The 1,332-nt window shown below is 40.8% G+C and carries 3 protein-coding genes; all 3 read right to left on the bottom strand.

Annotation, left to right across the window (positions count from 1 at the left end; translation table 11 throughout):
* Nucleotides 1–154: 154 nt before the first annotated feature.
* From M9196_RS23180 to M9196_RS23190, 3 genes are read right to left on the bottom strand one after another with little or no spacing between them, the layout of a single operon-like run.
* The gene (locus M9196_RS23180) at nt 155–373 is read right to left on the bottom strand and encodes a hypothetical protein (RefSeq protein ID WP_250619868.1); all 219 of its coding nucleotides are present in this window, start codon (nt 371–373) and stop codon (nt 155–157) included.
* A 25-nt stretch (nt 374–398) separates the two neighbouring features.
* Nucleotides 399–608 carry a hypothetical protein gene (locus tag M9196_RS23185; RefSeq protein WP_250619869.1) on the bottom strand — a complete coding sequence of 70 codons (210 nt, stop codon included), beginning with the start codon at nt 606–608 and terminating at the stop codon, nt 399–401.
* A 1-nt stretch (nt 609) separates the two neighbouring features.
* Nucleotides 610–1,263, bottom strand: a complete 654-nt coding sequence (locus tag M9196_RS23190; protein WP_250619870.1) for a gcrA cell cycle regulator family protein — start codon at nt 1,261–1,263, stop codon at nt 610–612.
* Nucleotides 1,264–1,332: the final 69 nt, after the last annotated feature.

Here is a 1,332-nt window from a genome sequence, read left to right on the forward strand (position 1 = left end):
CTAAGGTATTGTTAATTTAGGTAGGATGTTTGGTGGCTGACGCGCGGATTTTAGTGACGTGGATTGGTTTGACTGGGTTCCGCTTGTCGGCTCATCCTAAGTTACTGCAAGATGAAGCTTTGCAATAACATAGAACGAGCTTACGTCTGAGTGATTAGAAATCCGGTTCAATGATCTCAACGTATCCTTCACCTTGAGATTCACGGAAGTTTTCATCCGTAACTTTTATTATTTCGTGTAATTGCCCGTCAGCAACATCTTTAGCAATTGAATCAACCTCTAATATAGACTTGCAGGTATAGCCGTAACCAATTGATGGTACTGTGATTTCCACCATGTCTTCGCTATGTACGTTGTAATAGATTTTTAGCATTATGTATCTCCCTTAATTGAACTCATCACGACATATCTTTCGCTAAGAACTTAGCCGGATTTGATAATGTGTCTTCCAAACCAATTTGCCAAAAGTCATAACATATAGGACATTGTTCCTCGTACAAATAGACTTGGCTATCCTTCATATATTCAGTGCAAACAAAATGTGTTCGACCGCATTGTGGGCAGTTATCGACGCGGCTTGAGCGACGTTTGGTATATTGATTAGACATATCACACCGCCTTATATCCGTACATCAATGCCGATGATGTAACACCATTTCTGCGGCCGAAGTATTTGTCTAGAGCTGAGCATAACTCATCCAGATGCATTGCCATCATTGGGGCTGATGGTCCTTTTTTGTCATAGAAAATGACAACAGAGTCTTCAACTTTGGTTTGTGATTCTGGGCATTCACGCTCCAGAACTGCGACACGTTTTACCATGTCGTAAGGAAGTAATTGCCGTGGTATCGGTGGCTCGCTATCGTGAGTTTTACGATGTTTTAAACCGAGTTGTTTTGCATAGTAACGGATTGCAGCTGGCTCACGCTTGAGTTTTTTTGCTATTTGGGTAGCGCCAAGTAACCAGTAATTCTGTTTAAGAAACTTTAAATCCTTATGATTAAGTTGCTTAAAACGGCGTAAGTTTAATTTCCTTACTTGATTCTTGACTGCATCGACTGAACGATTAAGCTCACTGGCCATTGATGGGTAATCATCACCACGCTCAAACATGCCTGTTAGTTTTTTAGAGTCATGTTGTGACCAGGGAACTTTTTTTACCTTTGGTAAAATTACTTCTGGCTCTGAGGTTTGGAACTGTCTGACGAGTAAATCAGCAAAGGTACAATCGGGGTTAACATCCTGTTGTGTTTGGTAATCCATCAAAGCCCCCTAACCTTTTTGCTCTGTTTCTTGTATCCTATTAACATCATGGTCAACTCCATATACGTT

The organism is Vibrio methylphosphonaticus (genome assembly GCF_023634655.1).
Classification (GTDB): domain Bacteria; phylum Pseudomonadota; class Gammaproteobacteria; order Enterobacterales; family Vibrionaceae; genus Vibrio; species Vibrio methylphosphonaticus.

Coding starts and splice junctions, on each gene's coding strand:
- M9196_RS23180 (WP_250619868.1), bottom strand. CDS start 373: ATGCTAAAAATCTATTACAACGTACATAGCGAAGACATGGTGGAAATC.
- M9196_RS23185 (WP_250619869.1), bottom strand. CDS start 608: ATGTCTAATCAATATACCAAACGTCGCTCAAGCCGCGTCGATAACTGC.
- M9196_RS23190 (WP_250619870.1), bottom strand. CDS start 1,263: ATGGATTACCAAACACAACAGGATGTTAACCCCGATTGTACCTTTGCT.